The organism is Castellaniella sp. (assembly GCF_049673105.1).
Classification (GTDB): Bacteria; Pseudomonadota; Gammaproteobacteria; order Burkholderiales; family Burkholderiaceae_B; genus Castellaniella.
Window position 1 is genome coordinate 91,775 of sequence record NZ_JBATXG010000008.1, and the last position, 21,760, is coordinate 113,534.

21 protein-coding genes and 1 pseudogene are annotated in these 21,760 nt (G+C 55.9%); 20 read left to right on the forward strand and 2 right to left on the reverse strand.

Features of this window, described 5'->3' with window-relative positions:
* Positions 1-134: 134 nt before the first annotated feature.
* Positions 135-2,333 (forward strand): autotransporter domain-containing protein, encoded by a 2,199-nt coding sequence (locus WBF69_RS02940; protein ID WP_424261048.1) that lies wholly within the window; start codon positions 135-137, stop codon positions 2,331-2,333.
* A 101-nt stretch (positions 2,334-2,434) separates the two neighbouring features.
* On the opposite strand, the gene WBF69_RS02945 is transcribed toward WBF69_RS02940, so the two are convergent.
* Positions 2,435-2,737: a helix-turn-helix domain-containing protein gene (locus tag WBF69_RS02945; RefSeq protein ID WP_424261050.1), complete on the reverse strand. Its 303-nt coding sequence runs from the start codon at positions 2,735-2,737 to the stop codon at positions 2,435-2,437.
* Positions 2,721-2,942, reverse strand: a pseudogene (locus WBF69_RS02950) (type II toxin-antitoxin system RelE/ParE family toxin); the annotation flags it as partial. The gene WBF69_RS02945 and the pseudogene WBF69_RS02950, both read right to left, overlap by 17 nt.
* A 356-nt stretch (positions 2,943-3,298) precedes the next feature.
* Between WBF69_RS02950 and wbpD the strand changes: the two are divergent.
* The 19 genes from wbpD to wecB (WBF69_RS03045) all read left to right on the forward strand — a co-directional run bounded on the left by wbpD (position 3,299) and on the right by wecB (WBF69_RS03045) (position 21,743).
* On the forward strand, positions 3,299-3,874 hold the full coding sequence (wbpD, locus tag WBF69_RS02955; protein WP_424261052.1) for a UDP-2-acetamido-3-amino-2,3-dideoxy-D-glucuronate N-acetyltransferase: 576 nt from the start codon (positions 3,299-3,301) through the stop codon (positions 3,872-3,874).
* Between the two features lie 19 nt (positions 3,875-3,893).
* A complete protein-coding gene (locus WBF69_RS02960) occupies positions 3,894-4,985 on the forward strand; it encodes a DegT/DnrJ/EryC1/StrS family aminotransferase (RefSeq protein WP_424261054.1) in 1,092 nt (363 codons plus the stop codon).
* Between the two features lie 34 nt (positions 4,986-5,019).
* A complete protein-coding gene (locus WBF69_RS02965; RefSeq protein ID WP_424261055.1) occupies positions 5,020-5,964 on the forward strand; it encodes a Gfo/Idh/MocA family oxidoreductase in 945 nt (314 codons plus the stop codon).
* Complete coding sequence (locus WBF69_RS02970) at positions 5,961-6,299, forward strand: MarR family EPS-associated transcriptional regulator (RefSeq protein WP_424261057.1); 339 nt, start codon at positions 5,961-5,963, stop codon at positions 6,297-6,299. The genes WBF69_RS02965 and WBF69_RS02970 overlap by 4 nt, the downstream gene beginning before the upstream one ends.
* A gap of 53 nt (positions 6,300-6,352) precedes the next feature.
* Positions 6,353-7,621 carry an oligosaccharide flippase family protein gene (locus WBF69_RS02975; RefSeq protein ID WP_424261059.1) on the forward strand — a complete coding sequence of 423 codons (1,269 nt, stop codon included), beginning with the start codon at positions 6,353-6,355 and terminating at the stop codon, positions 7,619-7,621.
* A gap of 21 nt (positions 7,622-7,642) precedes the next feature.
* Positions 7,643-8,275 (forward strand): imidazole glycerol phosphate synthase subunit HisH, encoded by a 633-nt coding sequence (hisH, locus tag WBF69_RS02980; protein ID WP_424261061.1) that lies wholly within the window; start codon positions 7,643-7,645, stop codon positions 8,273-8,275.
* Positions 8,262-9,029, forward strand: coding sequence for an AglZ/HisF2 family acetamidino modification protein (locus tag WBF69_RS02985; RefSeq protein ID WP_424261063.1), 768 nt, complete (start codon positions 8,262-8,264; stop codon positions 9,027-9,029). The genes hisH and WBF69_RS02985 overlap by 14 nt, the downstream gene beginning before the upstream one ends.
* Positions 9,026-10,144: an N-acetyl sugar amidotransferase gene (locus tag WBF69_RS02990; RefSeq protein ID WP_424261065.1), complete on the forward strand. Its 1,119-nt coding sequence runs from the start codon at positions 9,026-9,028 to the stop codon at positions 10,142-10,144. Before WBF69_RS02985 ends, WBF69_RS02990 begins: the two co-directional genes overlap by 4 nt.
* Complete coding sequence (wecB, locus tag WBF69_RS02995; protein ID WP_424261067.1) at positions 10,141-11,208, forward strand: non-hydrolyzing UDP-N-acetylglucosamine 2-epimerase; 1,068 nt, start codon at positions 10,141-10,143, stop codon at positions 11,206-11,208. Before WBF69_RS02990 ends, wecB (WBF69_RS02995) begins: the two co-directional genes overlap by 4 nt.
* 5 nt (positions 11,209-11,213) lie before the next feature.
* On the forward strand, positions 11,214-11,582 hold the full coding sequence (locus WBF69_RS03000; RefSeq protein WP_424261069.1) for a hypothetical protein: 369 nt from the start codon (positions 11,214-11,216) through the stop codon (positions 11,580-11,582).
* Between the two features lie 15 nt (positions 11,583-11,597).
* Positions 11,598-11,996: a hypothetical protein gene (locus tag WBF69_RS03005; RefSeq protein ID WP_424261071.1), complete on the forward strand. Its 399-nt coding sequence runs from the start codon at positions 11,598-11,600 to the stop codon at positions 11,994-11,996.
* 55 nt (positions 11,997-12,051) lie between these two features.
* Positions 12,052-13,050, forward strand: coding sequence for a UDP-N-acetylglucosamine 4,6-dehydratase (inverting) (pseB, locus tag WBF69_RS03010; RefSeq protein ID WP_424261250.1), 999 nt, complete (start codon positions 12,052-12,054; stop codon positions 13,048-13,050).
* Between the two features lie 3 nt (positions 13,051-13,053).
* On the forward strand, positions 13,054-14,217 hold the full coding sequence (pseC, locus tag WBF69_RS03015; protein WP_424261073.1) for a UDP-4-amino-4,6-dideoxy-N-acetyl-beta-L-altrosamine transaminase: 1,164 nt from the start codon (positions 13,054-13,056) through the stop codon (positions 14,215-14,217).
* Positions 14,210-14,878 (forward strand): class I SAM-dependent methyltransferase, encoded by a 669-nt coding sequence (locus tag WBF69_RS03020; RefSeq protein ID WP_424261075.1) that lies wholly within the window; start codon positions 14,210-14,212, stop codon positions 14,876-14,878. The genes pseC and WBF69_RS03020 overlap by 8 nt, the downstream gene beginning before the upstream one ends.
* Before the next feature lie 13 nt (positions 14,879-14,891).
* Complete coding sequence (locus tag WBF69_RS03025) at positions 14,892-15,779, forward strand: aldo/keto reductase (RefSeq protein ID WP_424261077.1); 888 nt, start codon at positions 14,892-14,894, stop codon at positions 15,777-15,779.
* Positions 15,776-17,803: an aminotransferase class III-fold pyridoxal phosphate-dependent enzyme gene (locus WBF69_RS03030; RefSeq protein ID WP_424261079.1), complete on the forward strand. Its 2,028-nt coding sequence runs from the start codon at positions 15,776-15,778 to the stop codon at positions 17,801-17,803. The genes WBF69_RS03025 and WBF69_RS03030 overlap by 4 nt, the downstream gene beginning before the upstream one ends.
* A gap of 35 nt (positions 17,804-17,838) precedes the next feature.
* Positions 17,839-19,473, forward strand: coding sequence for a UDP-2,4-diacetamido-2,4,6-trideoxy-beta-L-altropyranose hydrolase (gene pseG, locus WBF69_RS03035; protein WP_424261081.1), 1,635 nt, complete (start codon positions 17,839-17,841; stop codon positions 19,471-19,473).
* A 5-nt stretch (positions 19,474-19,478) separates the two neighbouring features.
* Entirely contained in the window at positions 19,479-20,537 is a 1,059-nt protein-coding gene (gene pseI, locus WBF69_RS03040; protein ID WP_424261083.1) for a pseudaminic acid synthase, read from the forward strand.
* Positions 20,538-20,627: 90 nt separating this feature from the next.
* The gene (gene wecB / locus WBF69_RS03045) at positions 20,628-21,743 is read left to right on the forward strand and encodes a non-hydrolyzing UDP-N-acetylglucosamine 2-epimerase (RefSeq protein ID WP_424261085.1); all 1,116 of its coding nucleotides are present in this window, start codon (positions 20,628-20,630) and stop codon (positions 21,741-21,743) included.
* Positions 21,744-21,760: the final 17 nt, after the last annotated feature.

Here is a 21,760-nt window from a genome sequence, read left to right on the forward strand (position 1 = left end):
ATCTTTATCACCCCTGTTCCGCCCGCGTGGCAGGGGCGGCGGTATCGAGTCAATCCCGATTGCGGATTCTGCCAATTTGCTTGACAAGATGGGTCGTCACATTTCGTGACTATTCGTCTTTATAGGAAATGAATATGTCAATCCGACACACTGCCATTTTGTGCGCCTGCCTGGGCCTGCCGCCACCTCTGATTGCCCAACCGATGCCGGTCGTGCCCGAGGCGCCGTGGGATCCGTCCCCGGCGCCTTTTGCTTTGCAGGGCGACCTGTTCCAGCCGCCCGGCACCCAGGCCATCGTCCGCCCGCTGCTGCTGGAGCAAAACAGCGGCTTTAGCGTCGCCCATGGGCAAAGTCTGCTCATCCAGGGATCCATCTGCACCCCGACAGGACTGGGCAGCGATATTTGCGAGGATACGCTGATCCCCGGCATGCATCCCCCATCCCTCTTGCTGAAACTGGGCGCAGGCCACCTGGCGCTGTCCGGCGCCAACCGCTATCGCGGCAATACCGCGCTACTGCAAGGCAGTCTGGGCCTGCAGTCCAGCCCCGCGCTGGGTCATATCGCCAATACCCTGGACATGGCGGGCGGCACCCGTCTGGACCTGGTCGATGGCATCACCGTCGATCAGCACCTGCAGGCGCGGCCCTTTGCGGCCATCGCGCCCCTGGTGCCGGGGGCCTGGGGTGTGACGCCGTCCGCCGCCACCGATCCGACCGCCACCTTGCGGGTGGACCAGGGCATGGCAACCTGGCGGGGCGGCATCACCGCCGATATTCCGTTGATCAAAGACGGCGCCGGGACCTTGCGCCTGCTGGGGTCCGGTTTCGCCCCGGCGCATGCGCTGGACCTGCGCCAGGGCGGCCTGCAAATCGGGCAGGGCGGCATCGCCATGGGCCAGTTCTGGTTTGGCGCCATCCATGCCCGCCCGGATACCGTGCTGTCCGGTACGGGCCTGATCCTGGATGCCTTGGTGGCAGGCCATCTGCAGCCCGGATCGCCTGGCACGCCGGGTTCCCTGTGGTTCGGCAATCGCTTGCAGCTGGCCGACAGCGCCCGGACCCGCATCCCCATTGGCCTGGGTGAGCCCGCCCTGCAGTCCCTGGGGTCCATCCGCCTGGCGGGAGAGCTATGGCTGGACCCCATCCCCGGTCAGTGGGCGCCCAATACCCGCTACGACATCATCCGGGCGGACGGCGGCCTGGACTATGTTCCCATCCATGCATCCGACCCTGCCGCCCTCACCCCCGTGGGCATCAGCAGCGGTGGCGGACGTTTCGCCAGGGTACTCAACAGCCCCGCACGCTACCTGGATCCCGTTCTGGACTACGGCCTGCAATCCGTCGGCCTGACCCTGCGCTATAACGCCAAAGGTCTGAACACTGCAGATCCCAGCTGGCGCAGCGCATTGCTGGATGACAGCCGTTTTCTGCGGGAATCGGCCCTGGCCCATACCGGCAGCGGCCAGGCCTGGGCGCAGACCTGGGCCGCCAATACCGAACGGCGCAACCAGCACGGCCTGCCAGGGGACGACCGCGATACCAGCGGCCTGCAATTGGGCGTCAGCCGGCCCTGGGGTAGGAATTGGCATGTGACTGCTTTCGCCGGCTGGCAGGATGGCCGCCAGCGCACAGCATCTGGCCACGCCGCCGCGGGCGATGGCGACACCTATCGCCTGCGCGATCAGGCAGCGCACCTGGGGCTGGGCGCACAGTACCGCGATCCATCGGTCACGTTGACTTTAGGCGCCGCCCAGTCCCATCATCGGGCGCGTATCAGCCGCCAGGCCGATCCGGCGGAATCCGCCTTGAACGCGCGCGCCCGTGCGGCCCTGACCCAGCTGTGGGTGGACATTCGCCCCACGCCGCCGCTGGCGCTGGGGGACTGGGCCGCTACCCCATGGGCGCGCACCGCCTGGCTGCATCTGCGGCGGCCCGCCGTCCAGGAAACCGGAGGTCTGGCCGCCGTGGCGCTGGATGCGCAAACCGACCAGCGCTGGCTGACTCAGCTGGGCATCCAGGTGGAACGCCGCTGGCCCGTCCCGCCAGGCGATGCCCGGCTGTTCGCCCAGGCGGCAGTGCGCAGCCTGTGGGGCGGAAACACCTTCAGCAGTCCCCAGGTCTATCGGGCTGATCCTGACCGATGGTTCGATGTTCCCGGCCTGCCCATGGCGCGGCATGTCGGGCAGCTGGACATTGGCGTGCATGCGCCCATCAGCCGGCAGGCATCCGCCACCCTGGCCTATACCGGCCAGCATGGCGGCGGGCAGATGCAGCATGGGGTGTGGCTGGGGGTAAGCATGGTCTTGGGTGGCAGCCAAGGCTTGATGCACTGATACTGCTTCCGCAGCGTTAAAAGCACCAGGCCTGTCCGCAGATGATGGGGACAGGCCTGGGTTGCAAGGTGTTTGTTGCTGCGTTACGAGCTCGGTGGGCATCAAATGATGGCCTGCAAGCCCTTGTCGGCGATGATATTCAGCAGTTTGAGCGCCGGGCCAGTGGGGTGGGTTTCGCCTTGCTCCCACTTGCGCACGGTCGATGCCGACGTATGCAGATGGAGCGCAAACACCGGCTGGCTGAACTTCAAGCCTTCGCGCAAGCGCTTGATGTCGGCAGCGCCGAATTCCCTCACCGGGGGCGGACAAATCGCTTCGAACTCGCGCATCGTCACTTTACCGATCGCGCCAACTTTATGGAGCGCAGCTAGGTCGCTACGCAGCGATTCAATGATCTTGCTCACAATGCACCTCCACTAAAACACCCAACTGCAACGCCTTTGACAGGGCTTCAGCAGACAGGCCCAAGAACACCTTGCCGGCAAATTGCAGCGCCTTCATTTCGTCATGCGTGATGTTCGCCTTCTCGTTTTTCGGGAACCCATGCAGAAATACATAGCGGCTGCCGATCCTGGCCGATACCAGCGTGCGGTAGCCAGCGCGCAAAGTCCTTCCGCTTGAGGGTGTGCGTCATTTCGATCTCCAAACTATACCCGAAACGGGTATGATTTTCCAGTCTCTGGTGTAGCACTTAGACGGAAGGGATGACCACGCCGTCAGGTGTATTCAGAGGCAAAGTCATAGTAACGACGACAACCTGTCGCATGGCCAGCAGGTGGACCAAATTGCCTATTGTGGAAAGCCTGAAGAGGAGGGGGGGGTGGCTCTGTTTCACAGGCAAGGTGTTTTCAAGCAGCATCCGCCTGGTGTACTATCGCGTTCACGACTTGAACAACCCAAAAAGCGCTTGCTGATCGTCTCACAGCACGGCGGTAGCGCGCCCAAAATCTGAAGATCCGCACACCATGTCCCACACCCAGCACGAGACCGCCATCGTCGATCCGGGCGCCCAGATCGGCGAAGGATCCCGCATCTGGCATTTCGTCCATGTCTGCGGCGGCGCCCGCATCGGCGCCGGGGTGTCCCTGGGCCAGAACGTCTTCGTCGGCAACAAAGTCGTCATCGGCGACCGCTGCAAGATCCAGAACAATGTCTCCGTCTACGACAACGTCACCCTGGAAGAAGGCGTGTTCTGCGGCCCCAGCATGGTGTTCACCAACGTCTACAACCCCCGGTCCCTGATCGAGCGTAAAAGCGAATACCGCGACACCCTGGTCAAAAAGGGCGCGACCCTGGGCGCCAATTGCACCGTCGTCTGCGGTGTCACCATCGGGGAATTCGCCTTCATCGGCGCGGGCGCCGTCGTCAACAAAGACGTCAAACCCTACGCGCTGATGGTCGGCGTGCCCGCCCGCCAGATCGGCTGGATGAGCGAACATGGCGAACAACTGGACCTGCCCCTGACCGGCGACGGCGAAGCCATCTGCACCCATACCGGCGCCACCTATCGTCTGACCGACGGCCACTGCACCCGCCTTTGAACCCAACTGAAGCGAAACCATGCAATTCGTCGACCTGCACGCCCAATACCAGCGCCTGAAATCCGACATCGATGCCAACATCCAGCGCGTGCTGGCGCACGGCCAGTTCATTCTGGGGCCTGAAGTCGCCCAGTTGGAAGAACGCCTGGCCGACTATACCGGCGCCAAGCACTGCATTACCGTCGCCAATGGCACCGACGCCCTGCAGATCGCCCAGATGGCGCTGGGCATCGGGCCGGGCGACGAAGTCATTACCCCCGGATTCACCTACATCGCCACGGCAGAGACCGTCGCCCTGCTGGGCGCCAAGCCTGTCTACGTGGATATCGACCCGCGCACCTATGTCCTGGACCCGGCCAAACTGGAAGCCGCCATCACCCCCCGGACCCGCGCCATCATTCCCGTGTCCCTGTACGGTCAGTGCGCCGACATGGACGCCATCAATGTCATCGCCGACAAGCATGGCTTGACGGTGATCGAAGACGCCGCCCAAAGCCTGGGCGGCAGCTACAAAGGCCGCAAAAGCGGCAACCTGTCCACGATTTCCTGTACCAGCTTCTTCCCCAGCAAACCCCTGGGTTGCTACGGCGACGGCGGCGCGATCTTCACCAACGACGACGCCCTGGCGGTCGTGCTGCGCCAGATCGCCCGCCACGGGCAGGATCGCCGCTACCACCACATCCGCGTCGGCGTGAACAGCCGCCTGGACACCCTGCAGGCCGCCATCCTGCTGCCGAAGCTGGCCGTGCTGGACGATGAAATCGCCGCCCGCCAGCGCGTGGCGGACACCTACACCCGACTGTTCAATGCGGCGGGCGTCCAGGCCACGCCGGTCATCGAGACCCACAACGTCTGCGCCTGGGCGCAATACACCGTGCAGATCAGCCAGCGCGCCGCCGTGCAGGCTGCGCTGAAGGACGCCGGCATTCCTACTGCCGTGCATTACCCCATTCCCCTGAATCGGCAGCCCGCCGTGGCGGATGACAGCGTTGCGCTGCCGGTCGGCGATGCGGTGGCCGAGCGGGTGATGAGTTTGCCGATGCATCCGTATATGGACGATGCGGCTATTGGTCGCGTTGTTGATGCTGTGGCGCAATGCCAACCAGCCTGATTCACAACTTTCTTATCCAACCCGAACGAGAGACATGAAAAATTTCGCCCTGATCGGCGCCGCTGGCTACATTGCCCCGCGTCATATGAAGGCCATCAAAGATACCGGCAACCAATTGGTGGCCGCTCTGGATCCCAATGATTCGGTCGGCATCATCGACAGTCATTTTCCAGAGGCGGAATTCTTCACGGAATTCGAGCGTTTTGACCGGCACGTGGACAAGATGCGCCGTGCAGGTGACGACAATCGTATTGATTATGTCTCGATCTGTTCGCCTAATTATCTGCACGACTCGCATATGCGCTTCGCCCTGCGGTCCGGCGCGGATGCCATCTGCGAAAAACCGCTGGTGCTGAATCCCTGGAATATCGACGGATTGCAGGAAATCGAGCGCGACACGGGCCATAAGGTCAATACCATCCTGCAGTTGCGCGTGCACCCAGCTATTGTGGCTCTGCGAGACCAGGTTGCAACGCAGAAGAAAGACACCAAACACGAAGTAGACCTGACCTACATCACGTCTCGCGGCCACTGGTATCTGCAGTCCTGGAAGGGTGATGTGAAGAAATCCGGCGGCATTGCCACCAACATCGGTGTGCATTTCTTCGACATGCTGCACTATATCTTTGGCGACCTGCAGGCCAATGTGGTGCATGCCAATGCGGAAACCCACGCAGGTGGTTATCTGGAATATGAACACGCGCGGGTGCGCTGGTTCCTGTCCGTGGACTACAACGATGTCCCCGATGCGCAAAAGGCGATTGGCCAGCGCACCTATCGATCCATCACCGTGGACGGACAGGAAATTGAATTTTCCGGCGGCTTCACGGATCTACATACCCGCAGCTACGAGGGGATCCTGGCAGGCCAGGGTTTTGGCCTGGAAGAAAATCGTACCGCCATCCAGACTGTGTCTGCCATTCGTAGCGCATCCCTAACGCCGTTGGCAGGTGATTATCATCCGTTTCTGAAAAGATGACTGACGGCGTTTACGAAGAAAGTCACCTGAAAGTTCTGCGTTTACTGGAAGCAGATCCAGGGCTGAGTCAGCGCGACCTGTCGCAAGCTTTGGGCATCAGCTTGGGCAAGACCAATTACTGCATGCGCGCCTTGCTGGACAAGGGGCTGATCAAGATGCAGAACTTTCGCCATAGCGAAAACAAACTAGGCTACGCTTACCTGCTGACCCCTGCGGGAATCGCCGCCAAGGCCGAACTCACGCGTAGTTTTCTGAAGATCAAGCTGCGGGAATACGAAACCCTGAGACAGGAGATCGAAGAATTGCAGCGGGAATCGGATACAAGCAGCCTATGATGCTGACCGCTGATCACGCTGCCTTATCTGAAAGCGGATTACTGACATGAGTCATGATGTTCGGTAAGCCTCTTTCGTCCTACTGGCAGCGGGTGGCCGTGGTCTTTTCGGGAGCCGCCCTGTCTCAGGCGATCCCCATTTTCGGGTCCTTGTTGATCGCGAGGCTGTATGTCCCAGCCGAGTTCGGCTTGTACGCCGCCTGGTATGGGGTGTCAGTCGTTCTCAATCTGTTCCTGACCGCCAGGCTGGATGCGGCGTTTGGTCTGGCCTCAGATGGCAGGGAACGCGGGCGGCTGGTGGCTGTCACAGTCCTGGTCGTGTTGGGCATGGCTTGCTTATTGGGTCTGCTGACCTGGCTGGCTGTCAGATTATGGCCGGCTGGTTTGTTCGGAGTCCCGGCTACTTTGACCGGCTGGCTGGCGCCTATGTGTCTGTGCGCGGCGCTGTCCATCGTTTGGCAGGCATGGGCCGCTAATAACGGACAGATCCATGCGCTGAATGTCATCCGGCTGGTGCAGGCAGCCGCAGTGACGGGCTTGCAGATTATGGCGGCCTGGATCGACCCGTCGGCTAGATCACTAGTCGTCGCTCAGGTTGCTGGGACAGCCGTCGCTGTGTGTGTGGCAGTCGGTTTGTTGCCTGTCCTGGCATATCTGCCCGGTACGTGGCGTGAACTGCGGGCCATGTGGTCTGATGCCTGGCGCAATTATTGGCGCTTTCCCTTGCTGGCGATGCCCAGCGACATGATCAATGCCTCGGCTGCCCAGTTGCCGGTGATCGTACTGGGGGCACGTTATGGCGGTGATGTAGCGGGCTGTTTCGCGCTGGCCTCCAGGACCTTGGGGGCTCCGCTGGCGGTCCTGGGCGGGGCTGTCCGCGATGTTTTCATTCGTGACGCAGGATTGGAAATGCGTACACACGGTCACTGCCAACAGGTCTATCGCCGAACCTTCCGTATCCTGGCGCTACTGTCGTTTGGCCTGGTGCTGGTCACGGTGCCATTGGCTGAGCCGGTCTTTGCCCTGGTGTTCGGCGAGCCTTGGCGCTTGGCAGGGATGATGGCCGTCTGGCTGGTGCCATTATTTGCATTGCGTTTCATCGCCAGCCCGTTGAGCTACACCTTCTTTCTGGCGCAAAAGCAACAGGCGGATCTGATCTGGCAAAGCGTTTTGCTGGGCATGGTGATCGCGGTTCTGTATGGCTTCGATTCCTACCGCCCGACGCTAATTGCGTATGGCGTCGGTTATGCGGGCATGTATGTGGTGTATCTGATGCTGTCCAGGCGATACGGCGGCAGGCCGGCTGCAGTGGCGCAGGTCTGAAGAACAAAGGTCACGCTGATTGTGAAAATAATTTCTGTGCTTGATTATGGTTGCGGCAACATCCGTTCCGTCATCCGCATGCTGGAAAAGGCCGGTGCTTCGGCCAACCGCGTGTCGACACCGAAAGAAGTGCGCGAGGCGCAAGCGTTGGTGCTGCCTGGGGTCGGCGCCTTCGATCATGGGATGGGCGCGTTGAGGGAGCGTGGTCTGGACCGTGCTCTGGATGATGCCGTCAACGACCATGCCGTGCCCGTGCTGGGTATCTGTTTGGGTATGCAGTTGATGTGCCGTGGCAGTGACGAAGGACAACTGCCGGGGCTGGGCTGGTTCGATGCCCAGGCCACGCGGTTTCCTGATCCTGGACTCATCCGGCTGCCGGTGCCGCACATGGGCTGGAATACCTTGCGCATCGCAAAGGACAATGCCCTGCTGCCGGCTGATGAGCCCGATTCGCGGTTCTATTTCGTGCACTCGTACCGCATCCAGTGCCGCGACCCGGAGGATGTGGTGGCCACCTGCGATTACGGCGGCGACTTCGTTGCCGCGTTTTCAAAGACCAATCTGTTCGGTGCGCAGTTCCACCCGGAAAAAAGCCATCGCTTCGGCCTGGCCATGATGCGTCGTTTCGTGGGGTGGGTCAATGCTGCGGCATAGAGTCATCCCCGCCCTGCTGCTGCGTCACGGCGGGTTGGTCAAGACGCGGCGTTTCAAAGACCCTGTGTACGTGGGCGATCCCACCAACGCCATCCGCATCTTCAATGAAAAGGAAGTCGATGAGCTGATGGTGCTGGACATCGAGGCGACCCGGTCCGGAAAAGGTCCGGATTTCGAGACGATCGAGCTGTTTGCGGGGGAATGCTTCATGCCCCTGGCCTACGGCGGCGGTATCCGGACTTTGGACCAGGCCGCCCGGATTTTCGACCTGGGGGTGGAAAAGATCTGCCTGCAGACTGCCGTGCTCTCGGATCCTGATCTGGTGACGCGGATCGCCAGCCGCTATGGCAGTCAAAGTGTGATCGTGTCCATTGACATCCAGCGCGACTGGCGTAAACGGCCACACCTGTATGGCAGCAGCGCGGGCAAGCGCGCGTCGCCGGACTGGCTGGGTCATGCACAGCGCCTGGTCGAGGCCGGTGCGGGTGAGATCCTGCTGAACGACGCGGATCGCGATGGCATGATGACGGGCTATGACACGGGGTTGATCCGGCAGCTCACGCAATCCGTGTCCGTACCCGTCATTGCCTTGGGCGGTGCCGGCAGCCTGGATCATTTCCGTGATGCCGTCCTGGCGGGCGCATCCGCAGTGGCCGCCGGATCGATGTTCGTCTTTCATGGCCCGCACCGGGCTGTTTTGATTACCTACCCGCGCTACCAGGATCTGGAGCGCATTCTGGACGTCTCAGCATGAGCAGACCCTATCAGATGTGTACCCGCTGTGTCATGGACACCAGCGCGGGCGACATCCAGTTCGACGCGCAGGGCGTGTGCAACTACTGCACAAGCTTTCTTGAGAATTCCGGCCATATCATTCATGCCGATCCCGTCGCTCGACAGCAGCAACTGGATGCCTTCGTGGCACGGGTCAAGCGCGATGGCCAGGGCAAGCGGTACGACTGCATCGTCGGTGTTTCCGGTGGGGTGGACAGCTCCTGGGTGCTGGTGCGCGCGGTGGAACTGGGCCTGCGCCCGCTGGCCGTCCATATGGACAACGGCTGGAACTCTGAATTGGCGCAGAACAACATCGCCAACCTGGTGCAGGGCCTGGGGGTGGACCTGCATACCCACGTGATCGACTGGCCTGAATACCGGGCGCTGATGCAGGCGTTCTTTGATGCCGACGTGATCGACGTCGAACTGCTGTACGACAATGCCATGCTGGCGGTGAACTACCAGCAGGCGACCCATCATGGGGTGAAATGGATCCTGTCCGGATCGAACCAGGCAACCGAAGGCCTCAGCATTCCAAAATCCTGGAACTGGTTTAAGCACGATCAGCGCAACATCCGGGCCATTGCCAAAGCGCATGGAAATGTGAAGATCCGGACATTGCCGACTTTCGGTACCCTGCAGTATGTGTGGGCCGAATTCGTCCGGCGGATCAAATGGAGCCAGATCCTGAACCTGATGGAATACAACAAGTTCGACGCCATGCGGGCCTTGCAGGAATCCCATGGCTATAAACCGTATCCCTACAAGCACTATGAATCCATTTTTACCCGCTTCTATCAGGGCTATCTGCTGCCGCAGAAATTCGGTGCGGACAAACGCCGGGTGCATTTTTCCACCCTGATCGTGGCCGGACAGATGACGCGTGAGGACGCGATCCGGGATCTGGAAAACATCCCCTATCCCAGCCAGGCGGACCTGGATGATGACCGCGAGTATTTCCTGAAGAAGATGGGATGGACCGAAGCCCAGTTGCAAGACTACCTGAACCGGCCCGAGCGGCCCCATACGGCTTATCCCAGTGAAATCAAACTGTGGACCATGCTGAAAGACATCTACCTGAGGTTCCGCCGATGAAGCTGCTGACCGTCATCGGGGCCCGCCCGCAGTTCATCAAGGCTGCCACGGTATCCCGTGTGCTGTCCGCACAATATCCAGCCGCGCGCGAGATTCTGGTCCATACCGGCCAGCATTACGACGCCAATATGTCCGACGTGTTTTTCGATGAACTCGACATCCCCCGTCCGGATCATCATCTGGGGGTGGGCGGTGGATCTCACGGACAGAATACCGGCCGCATGCTGGAAAAGCTGGATGCGCTGATCGTTCAGGAGAAACCCGACTGGGTCCTGGTCTATGGCGATACGGATAGCACGCTGGCGGGTGCGCTTGCCGCCGCCAAGCTGCACGTGCCGGTCGCCCACGTCGAGGCAGGGCTGCGGTCTTTCAATCGCCGGATGCCCGAGGAAATCAATCGGGTGCTGACGGATCATGTGGCCGACCTGCTGTTCGCGCCGACCCAGGTCGCGCAGCACAATTTGCAGAAAGAAGGCGTTGCGGATTCAAAGGTCCATGTGGTGGGCGACGTCATGTATGACGCAGCCTTGTACTACAAGGCATTGGCTAGAAAGCCGGAATGGTTCGATGCACTGGAAATCGGTGACTTTGCCTTGTGCACCATCCACCGGGCCGAAAACACGGATGACGCCCAGCGGATGCAAGGCATTCTGGCCGGGCTGGCAGAATCCAGCTTGCCTGTCGTGCTGCCCCTGCACCCTCGGACCCGGAAACAGTTGGCGCAGTTTCATCTGAACCTGCCGGATACGATCCGTGTGGTGGAACCTGTCGGGTATCTGGAAATGGTGTGGCTGGAATCGCATTGCCGCATGGTCGTTACGGATTCTGGCGGGGTGCAGAAGGAAGCCTATTTCCATGGGAAACCCTGTGTCACCTTGAGGGATGAAACGGAGTGGGTTGAGTTGGTGGAGGCGGGGGCGAATGTGCTGGTTGGGGCGGATGCGGGGCGCATCCGGGATGCGATGCTGGGGGCCGATACACTCAAGCGTGACGCGCAGGCCTTGTATGGGCAGGGCGATAGCGCCCGGCGCCTGTTGAGTCTGCTGGTCAAAGGGGCTCAGTAGTGACTATGTTGCAACTGGCTCAGGGGTTTTGGACACACCTCGCTGCCCGGCGTAAGCGGCAGCTTGTCGTTCTGCTGGTTCTGATGGTGCTGGCCTCTTTTGCCGAGGTGCTGAGCCTGGGGGCCGTGCTGCCCTTCCTGGGGGTGCTCACTCAGCCGGAAAAGGTGTTTTCCTATCCGGCAATTCAGCCGGTGCTGGCATGGTTACGGATCACCCGCCCTGAGGCGTTGTTATTGCCGATTACCGTTACGTTTATTGCGGCGGCCTTGCTGGCTGGCGGGATGCGGCTGCTCTTGTTGTACGCGCAGGCCAAGCTGTCTCACGCAGTCGGAGCGGATTTTAGTTACCAGATTTATAAACGCACTTTGTACTAGCCTTATGCTGTGCATGTGTCTCGTAATAGCAGCGAAATCATCAGAGGGATCACGACCAAAGTTAATATCGTGATCGGTAGCTTTTTAACGCCTGTCCTGACCTTATCGAGCAGTGCCGTGATCCTGATAGCCATCTTGTTGGCATTGGTGGCTGTTGATCCCCTGATGTCCTTGATCGCGTTTGTTGGGTTCGGCATGATTTATAGAGTGGTTTTTGATGAGGCCACTAACGCGCTGGATAATAAAACCGAGCGGGCGGTGATGGATGCTATAGATCATCTAGGGAGCGGTCTGACGGTATTGAATATTGCTCATCGATTATCAACTTTACAGCGCTGTGATCTGATCGTTGAGTTGCAGCAAGGGCGGATATCGAGAATCGGCTCATATGCCGAAATCGTATCTGATAGATAATTAATCGTTTTCAAAAACGGCTGATACTGCTTGAAACATAGGCCATATGAACACTATGCTAGAAGAAAAAACTATTCTGATCACCGGCGGTACCGGATCCTTTGGTCACACGTTCGTGCCTATGACTCTGGCGCGCTATAACCCACGGCGCATCATCATCTTGTCCCGGGATGAGATGAAACAGTGGGAAATGGCAAAAATATATGGTGATGATTCTAGAGTGCGGTTTTTCATTGGTGACGTGAGGGACAAGGATCGTCTGTATCGTGCATTGGACGGAGTTGATTATGTCGTACATGCGGCGGCGACCAAGATTGTGCCAACGGCCGAGTACAACCCCTTCGAATGCGTGAAGACCAACGTCATGGGGGCCATGAATCTGATCGATGCCTGCATCGACCAGGGGGTCAAGCGAGTCGTTGCCTTGTCCACTGACAAAGCCAGCAGTCCGATCAATCTATATGGTGCGACGAAGCTGGCATCGGACAAACTATTCGTGGCGGGAAATTCGTACTCTGGAGCGCATGGCACTCGGTTTGCCGTGGTTCGGTATGGCAACGTCATGGGCTCACGTGGTTCGGTGATTCCCTTCTTCATGTCGGTCCGTGATCGCGGTGAGCTGCCGATTACAGACGAGAGAATGACTCGTTTCATGATCTCTCTGGAACAGGGGGTGGAATTGGTCTGGCATGCGTTTGACGATATGGTGGGGGGGGAAATCTATGTAAAGAAAATTCCGTCCATGAAAGTCACAGACCTTGCCAAGGTGATTGCGCCGCAGGCCGTACATAAAATCATCGGAATCCGACCAGGAGAAAAACTGCATGAGCAGATGATCGGTGCGGAGGACTCATACTATACCTATGAGTATCCCGAGCACTATAAGATCTTGCCCGCTATTAATGGCTGGTGTGATTCTCCCGAGAGGATCAAACAAGGGAAAAAGGTGCCTGAAGGCTTCACCTATGCCAGTGACACCAATCCCGAATGGATGTCGGTAGAGACCCTGAGGGCCTGGGTAGAGGTTAACGCTGACAAGATCGGCAGGATCTGAGCCATGATTCCTTATGGTCGTCAGGACATCACCCCAGCCGATATAGCAGCGGTACTGGAGGTATTGCAATCGGATTTTTTGACGCAGGGACCAAAGGTTCCGGCCTTCGAGCAAGCTGTCGCTGAGAAAGTCGGTGCGCAGCATGCCGTGGCCGTCAATAGCGCGACTTCGGCCTTGCACATTGCTTGCCTGGCATTGGGGCTGGGGCCGGGGGATTGGCTGTGGACGACACCGATCACTTTCGTTGCTTCCGCCAATTGCGGCTTGTATTGCGGTGCGCGGGTGGATTTCGTGGAAATAGATCCGCGCACCTACAACCTTTGTCCCGTCGCGCTGGAATGTAAATTGCAGCGGGCTGCGCGTGAAGGACGGTTGCCCAAGGTCTTGGTGGCCGTACATCTGTGCGGCCAACCCTGCGACATGGCAGCCATTCATGCTTTGGCCAAGCACTATGGCTTCAAGGTCATTGAAGATGCTTCGCATGCCATTGGTGGTAAATACTGCGATGAGTTTATTGGCAATTGTCGCTATAGTGACGTTACCGTTTTCAGTTTCCATCCGGTCAAGATAATCACCACTGCGGAAGGCGGCATGGCCTTGACCAATGATGAGAAACTGGCTTCCAGGATGGCGCTGTATCGAAGCCATGGAATTACCCGTGATCCCGATCTGATGACCCATGAGCCAGATGGTCCTTGGTACTATCAGCAGACCGAATTGGGCTACAACTATCGCATGACTGATTTGCAAGCTGCGTTAGGCGTCAGCCAAATGGAGCGCCTCGATCAGTACGTGGCTCGTCGCCACCAATTAGCCCGTCGCTACGACACTCTGCTGGCTGACTTGCCAGTTACTACGCCCTGGCAGCATGCAGACAGCTATTCTGGTTTGCATCTTTATGTGATCCGGTTGAAACTTGGCCGGATCGCTCCCATCACGCACCGCCAGGTTTTTGAGTCGCTACGTGCCCAAGGCATTGGCGTCAACCTTCATTATATTCCTGTTCATACTCAACCTTACTATCAGGCTATGGGTTTCAAGACTGGCGATTTTCCCGAGGCCGAGCGCTACTACGCCGAAGCAATCAGTTTGCCCATGTTCCAGAGTTTAAGTGAGTTGCAACAAGAGACGGTTGTAGATGCTTTGAAGAGGGGCCTGCATGGATAATGGAATAAAAAATCAGAAAGCGGTATTCCTGGAGTCTGAGGGAGACGCTTGGTTCAATAGGAATGCCGAAAAATCGCTTTCGAGAGATTTCTCAGATGATCCTGTTGTTCAGAAGGTGATGAATATTTCTCAAGTGGAAATAACGCCTTTGGGGCTTTCCATCTTGGAGGTTGGGGCCGGTGCCGGCGGTCGTCTGGAATGGCTGCAAAATCATGGGCAGATGAAGTGTGTTCAAGGTATTGAGCCTTCTAAGCTGGCTGTTGACGCCGCAAGAAGTCGAGGGCTTTCTGTGGTGCAGGGAACTGCAGATTCCTTGCCGTTTGATGAACGCTCCTTTGATATAGTGATATTCGGGTTTTGTCTCTATTTATGTGATCGTGATGACCTGTTCAGAATTGCGAGCGAGGCTGATCGTGTTCTGAAGACGGATGGGTGGATCATCATTCATGACTTCTATTCGCCATTCCCTATGGCGAGACCTTATCATCATAAGGCTGGTGTGAGCTCGTTTAAAATGGATTGCCGGCGGCTGTTTGATTGGAATCCGGCATATATTTGTTATTCGCATGAGTTAAGTTCTCATGCAGATGGGAAATATACTGATGATGATCAGGAGTGGGTGGCGGTATCCGTGCTTAGAAAGCTGACCCAGCGTGAGTGAGAGTGGTTACGGTATGCCGCGTGCAACATCTAGAATAATATTGGGAACAGCTCAGTTTGGGTTGAACTACGGTGTAGCTAATGCCGTGGGCCAGCCTGGCCATGAAGAGGTGCGGTGCATCCTGAAACGAGGCAGGAACGGCGGCATCACAGCAATCGATACCGCAATCGCCTATGGTGGAAGTGAGCAGGTTCTAGGTCAGGCAAATGTTCATGGCTTTGATGTGATCAGTAAGTTGCCCAAAATTCCTGATATGCCGGATGCTGAAATTTCAGCTTGGGTGGATTCGCAAATTCAAGGCTCGCTTTCTCGCTTGGGACTTGACCGCCTGGATGGTCTACTTTTGCATCGACCTGAACAGTTGCTGGAAGCATCGGGGCCGTCTCTATATCGTGCTTTGCAGGAACAGATTTCTAAAGACTCCGTATGCAAAATCGGCATATCTATCTATGATCCATCGGATCTAGATTTGTTGATTCCGGAATTTGATTTTGATATCGTGCAAGCGCCTTTGAATATTCTTGACTCCAGGCTCTTGAAGTCAGGTTGGATGGAGCGTTTAAAGCGGAAGGGCGTCGAGCTGCATGTTCGCTCTGTATTCCTTCAGGGATTATTGCTGATGCATCGCACACGACGCCCTGCCTATTTTGAGCGGTGGGCCGCGCTATGGGATGCATGGGACGTCTGGCTGGATGAAAACCACCTTACGCCTTTGGAAGCATGCTTGCGATACATCCTGCACGCAGACGGTATAGAAAAAGTGGTGTTGGGGGTCGATAGTGAGCGGCAATTGAACGAGATTCTGACAGTCTCTGATGCTGGCCCGGTCCCGGATGGTTATCAGTCCTTGCAGACGCAGGATATTAATCTATTGAATCCTTCGCTTTGGAAGCTCGAATGAAAGTTGTTGCAATTGTCCAGGCGCGCATGGGTTCCACGCGGTTGTCTGGTAAGGTCATGAAGCTCATCGAGGGTGTCCCTCTAATAGAGATCTTACTCACTCGCCTGGCGCGTGCGCGGCACCTGGATCAGATTGTCGTTGCAACATCCTCAGGCCTGGAAAATGATGTGTTGTGCAATCATGTTCGGGCGCTTGGATATACCTGTTTTGTGGGTAGCGAGCATGACGTCCTGGATCGTTACCTACAAGCGGCTCGCCAAGTACAGGCGGATGTGATTGTCCGTGTGACAGGAGATTGCCCGCTGATTGATCCAGCAATAGTAGATGCCGTTATTGATCGGTTTAAGACAGCGTCAGTGGATTATGTCAGCAATATCGATCCGCCAAGCTATCCAGATGGTTTGGATACAGAGGTGTTCACGAGAGAGGCGCTGGAGCGTGCGGCATGCGAATCTGCCGACCCATTTGACCATGAACACGTCACTCCTTATCTACGTTGTTCTGGGCGGTTTCGTACCGCTGTAGTGCGCCATGAAAAGGATCTTTCTGGTTTGCGCTGGACAGTCGATGAGCCGGCTGATCTCACGGTTGTGACACAAGTATTCAAGCATTTTTCTCCTGATATTAATTTTTCGTGGAAACAGGTCGTGGCGCTACAAAAGGCACACCCCGGACTGTTTACCGCAAATCAAGCAATTGAGCGTAACGAAGGGGCCATCATGGGCACTGGTCAGAAGTTGTGGAAACGAGCCAAGCAGGTTATCCCCGGGGGTAATATGCTGTTGTCGAAACGGGCAGAGATGTTTTTGCCCGAGCAGTGGCCGGCGTACTTCAGCAAAGCTAAAGGCTGCACAGTATGGGATCTGGATGGCCGTGAATACATTGATATGTCGATCATGGGCATTGGCACCAATACTTTGGGTTATGGCCATCCTGAAGTCGATGATGCAGTACGGCAGGTGATCGATCTTGGCAATATGTCAACTTTCAATGCGCCAGAGGAAGTCTATCTTGCCGAACGCTTGGTGGCGCTACACCCCTGGGCTGACATGGTGCGTTTTGCGCGTACGGGGGGGGAGGCGAATGCGGTGGCGATTCGCATTGCGCGAGCTGCCTCAGGTAAGGATAAAGTGGCGATTTGCGGCTACCACGGATGGCATGATTGGTATCTGTCTGCCAACCTGGGGGATGAAACCCATCTGGCAGGTCACTTGCTTCCGGGTCTTGAACCCAACGGGGTGCCCGCCGGCTTGCGTGGTACGACACTGCCTTTCAATTACAACGATTTTTCTGGGCTTGAGGCCCTGGTGCGAGATCATGACATTGGTGTCATCAAGATGGAAGTCTCGCGCAACATGGGGCCACAGGACAATTTTTTGCATCGAGTGCGCCAGCTTGCCAGTGATCATGGCATCGTACTCATCTTTGACGAATGTACCTCGGGCTTTCGCCAGACATTCGGTGGTCTGCACAAGCTTTATGGAGTGGAACCCGACATCGCAATGTTCGGTAAGACACTAGGCAATGGCTATGCCGTCACAGCCACGATTGGCCGCCGTGAAATCATGGAAGCAGCGCAAACTACATTTATCAGCAGTACCTTCTGGACAGAGCGTATCGGTTCTGTGGCAGGATTGAAAACGCTGGAAGTGATGGAGCGCCTGCGGTCATGGGAGACCATTACTGACATTGGACTGGAAGTTCGGAAAAAATGGCAAGGGTTGGCAGATAAGCATGGTTTGAAAATCAGCCACTGGGGGCTACCGGCCTTGGCGGGCTATTCCTTTGAAAGCCCGCATGCCTTGAAATACAAGACGCTGATTACGCAAGAAATGCTGGCCAAAGGATTTCTCGCGGGTAACAGTTGTTATGCTTGTATTGCCCACACACCGGATGTGATAAATGCTTATTTTGATGCGCTTGACCCAGTGTTTGCGCTGGTGAGAGAGTGTGAAAATGGACGTGACATAGATGCCCTTCTAAAGGGCCCTGTATGCCATGCTGGATTCAAGCGGCTGAATTGAATCCTGTGTATGCGGTCTGATGTGCTGTTTTTACTATGCACGTAATCTTTCGTTCCGATGCCTCGCTTGACATAGGCACAGGCCACGTCATGCGCTGCCTGACGCTTGCCGATGTCTTGCGTGAACGTGGCGTGCAATGCCATTTCATTTGTAGGGCGCATCCAGGTCATCTGGGGGACTTCATCCAGCAGCGTGGACATGACGCCATCCTGCTACCACTTCAATCCGGTTCGCCGTCTGTTGTGACTGTGACGCAGACAGCGCATGCTGCCTGGTTGGGTGCGGGTATTACTCAAGAAATGGATGCGCATGATACTTTGGCTGCCATTGATGATTGCGTAGGTAAAAATCCAATCGCATGGTGGATGGTTGTTGATCATTATGCATTGGATCAGCATTGGGAAGGCCTGTTGCGTTCCGCCTGTCAACACTTGATGGTGGTTGACGATCTGGCAGATCGTCCTCACAACTGTGACCTTTTGCTTGATCAGAATTTGGGCCGGCAAGAAGCTGATTATGCAGAACTGATACCAGCGCATGCGACTAAGTTGATCGGCCCGAGCTATGCCCTGCTGAGGCCAGAGTTCGCCCAATGGCGCCCCTATAGCCTGCAGAGACGTGCAGAGCATCCTGGCTTACGGCATCTGCTGATCACGATGGGCGGTGTGGACAAAGATGACGTGACAGGAAAAGTCCTGCAAGCTATCGCAAGCAAGCCGCTGATCAACGACGTCCGGATCACTGTCGTAATGGGGGCAAATGCTCCTTGGCTAGATCATGTCCGCAGATTGGCTGCCGACATGCCGCACCCTACAGAAGTAGTATGCGGTGTTTCAAACATGGCACAGTTGATGGCAGAGGCTGATCTGGCTATCGGCGCAGCGGGAGGCACTGCTTGGGAGCGTTGCTGTCTGGGATTGCCGAGCTTGATTCTGGTGCTCGCGGCTAACCAGGAGGCTGGTGCTAACGCGCTGCTTGAACGTAAGGCTGTGCTGGTCCCTCACGTTGTCGAGCAGATACCCAGTATGCTGCTTGAGCTGTCGCAACCGTGTATCAGCAACGAAAGGTCCCTATTATCGGTGTTGAGCGAGGCGACTCGGTTTATTGCCGATGGCACTGGCGCCTTGCGTGTAGTTGATACGATGAGCGTCGCTTTTACATTATCGGGGCCCGTCGCCCGTAAGATGCAGGAGAGCGATTTAGCAATGGTGCTCTCATGGCGTAACGATCCTTCTGTTCGTCAGCATATGCTGACTCAGCATGAGATCTCATTGGAAGAACATACAAATTGGTTTGCTCAGGCGAGTAAAGATCCAACCCGTCGTCTGTTGATCGTCGAGGAGGAAAAGCAGCCTCTGGGTTACGTGCAGTTCAGCAATATTCAATCTGGCGTTTCGGCAGATTGGGGGTTTTACGCTGTGCCGGGCGCGCCAAAAGGCAGCGGACGAAAGCTGGGTCTGGCAGCGCTTGCGTATGCTTTTGAAGATCTCGGTATTCGTAAAGTGTATGGGCAGGTGCTGACCACTAATCTGGCTTCCATCGCCTTCCATGAGTCTCTGGGCTTTGAACGAGAAGACTTTTTAAGAGATCAATGTTTCATTCACGGTCAGCAAGTTGGCATGATTTGCTATCGCCTCCTTGCCTCAGGGTGGGATGCTCTCAAGGGTTAACTATTATGAATTCATTGAATCGATCTTTTTGTATCAACAATCGGATGATTGGCCCTGAGTTTGAGCCTTATATAATTGCCGAGCTTTCTGCAAACCACAATGGTAAATTGGAAACGGCGTTAAAAATCATAGAAGAAGCGAAAAAAGCAGGGGCAGATGCCGTCAAGCTACAGACGTATACTGCTGATACGATCACCCTGGACGGTGATTCAGAGGAATTCCATATCCGTGGCGGCCTATGGGATGGTAAGACCTTATATCAACTGTATCAAGAGGCACATATGCCTTGGGACTGGCATAAGCCTCTGTTTGATTGGGCGCATGCGCTAGGGATAACTGTTTTTAGCTCTCCTTTCGACGCCACGGCTGTTGATCTGCTGGAGGACTTGAATGCTCCGGCGTATAAGATTGCTTCGTTTGAGGCGGTGGATTTGCCTTTAATAAAGTATGTAGCCAGCACGGGTAAGCCTATGATCATCTCAACGGGTATGGCCGATGCCGAGGAGATTCAAGAAGCTATTGATGCTGCCTATGAAGGGGGATGCAAGGATCTTGCCATATTGCATTGCGTGAGTGGCTACCCTGCACCAGCTGAAGATTACAACCTGCGTACCATTCCAGATATGATCGCGCGGTTTGGACTAGTTACTGGGCTTTCCGACCATACCCTGGATAATACGACAGCAATTGTCAGCGTTGCCATGGGCGCATCGATCATCGAGAAACACTTCACCCTCGACAGAAACGGCGGTGGCCCCGATGATAGCTTTTCGTTAGAGCCTAGTGACATGGCTGCTCTATGTTGCGATAGTAAAACAGCCTGGGCCGCCCTTGGAAGAGTGGATTATGAACGTAAATCCAGCGAACTGGAAAATATTAAGTTTAGGCGTTCCTTGTATTTTATTAGAGATTTGGCCGTGGGTGAGGTAATTACCGCAGATGCTGTAAGAAGCGTTCGTCCAGGATTTGGTTTGGCGCCAAAGATGCTGGGGCATGTCGTTGGAAGGAGAACGGCTCATGCTGTGTCTCGATATCATCCAGTGCGGTTGGAAGACTTGGCATGATTTTCAATGAAAAGAAAATAAGATTTATACAATAAATTTATCGAAGATTTGATGTCGTATCAGTATTGCGTAGATATGGAAGAGGTTTGAATGAATATCAAGCAAAGAATAACAGTCTGTCTGGTGGCTGGGGCTCGGCCCAACTTTATGAAGATTGCTCCGATCATTCGAGCCTTGGAGGAGGCTTCAGATTTCTTTAATTATTATCTTATCCATACTGGGCAACACTATGATCAAGAAATGAGTGAGGTTTTTTTCAAGCAATTAGATATCCCAAATCCAGACTATCATCTTAACGCGGGTGGTGGCACGCATGCTGAGCAAACTGCAAAGGTGATGGTTGCATTCGAGCCAGTAGTTGCCAAAATCCGACCAGACTTGGTTCTCGTCGTTGGCGATGTAAATTCAACACTTGCGTGTTCGCTAGTCGCGAAAAAGCTCGGTATTCGTGTTGCTCATGTTGAGGCGGGGTTACGTAGTGGTGATTGGAGAATGCCCGAGGAGATTAATCGTCTGGCGACTGATGCGATTAGCGATTTGTATTTTGTGACAGAGCCTTCCGGTCGAGATAATCTTATTTTAGAGGGAAAATCTGATACTGCGATACATTTTGTCGGCCATGTGATGATCGATAATCTATTTTTTGAGCTTGCTAAATTAAGTGAGGGAGCGACTGTTAGCAAAAGCGTTGAGGCGATTAAAGCTGCTTGTCGAAATTATGCAATTGTTACGCTTCATCGCCCTGCTAATGTCGATAATTTAGATACCTTAGATCGGGTGCTGTCCGGTTTGTCTCGTGCCGCGCAGCGTCTGCCTATGATTTTTCCTGTTCACCCACGTACGGCGAAACAGATTGAATCGTTGGGGTTGGTTTTGCCAAAGTCGATTCATCTGTTGCCGCCTCTGCCGTATAGGGATCTATTGTTTCTTACCAAAGATGCGACAGTTGTTCTGACCGATAGTGGTGGTTTACAGGAAGAGTCAACTGCACTAGGCATTCCTTGCCTAACGATACGGGAGAATACTGAACGTCCAGTTACTGTACTTGAAGGAAGCAATATCTTGGTTGGGTCGGACCCGGAGAAGATCGATAGAGAGGTTGCGGCAATATTGGAAAATGGCGGGAAACGTGGAAAACAACCTGCTCTATGGGATGGTCATGCAGCAGAGCGTATTGTCACTGTATTGCGGCGTGAGTTGACTTGATGATTACTTGATCCTGT